Annotated in this window: 1 protein-coding gene; it reads right to left on the reverse strand. The window is 64.4% G+C overall.

Annotation, left to right across the window (positions count from 1 at the left end; all coding sequences use genetic code 11):
• The coding region (locus tag CYP26_RS03760; protein ID WP_103630427.1) for a Maf family protein at positions 1 to 453 on the reverse strand (453 nt) is incomplete at its 3' end.
• Between the last annotated feature and the right edge of the window lie 120 nt (positions 454 to 573).

A 573-nucleotide genomic window follows, 5' to 3' on the forward strand; every position in this document is an offset into this window, starting at 1 on the left:
ATCCAGCGGTTCGCCGCTGGCAATATAGGCCGCGATTTCTTGCTCGCTCAGTTCTTTAAACCGCACATCGCTGCGCTGTGCCGCCTCCAGCGTTTGGCCGCCGAGCGACACGCATACCGCCGTCCACACTTGGTGTTCGCGCCCGGAAAGGCTTTCCAGCAGCTCGCGGGCGTGCGCCGCATCGCGCGGTTTGCCCAAAATGGCATTGTCCAGCGCCACTACTGTGTCGGCGCTCAACAGCGGCTGTGCCAGGGCGAGGCCGCGTTGAGTCGCCAGTTGCCGTGCTGCCGCGTTTTTCTGCCGGGCCGGCCGCGCCACATGATCCGCCACGCCCTCGGCCGGTTGGACCAGTTCGTCGATGTCGGCCGCCAGGGGGACGGGCGGGAGACCTAAGGAAGCCAAGATTTGGCGGCGGCGCGGGCTGGCCGAGGCCAGATAGATGGTGTTGGGCATGGCGTTTCTTTAGCGTAGCTGCGGGAACCGCTAAGGCTACCTGAAAATCCCGTTTTCCGCGATAGCTAAAACGGGTGAATTTGTGCAGGCGGGGCGTCGTGGCGGATTCCCACGTTGCGC

Source organism: Campylobacter concisus, from assembly GCF_002913225.1.
Taxonomy (GTDB): domain Bacteria; phylum Campylobacterota; class Campylobacteria; order Campylobacterales; family Campylobacteraceae; genus Campylobacter_A; species Campylobacter_A concisus_J.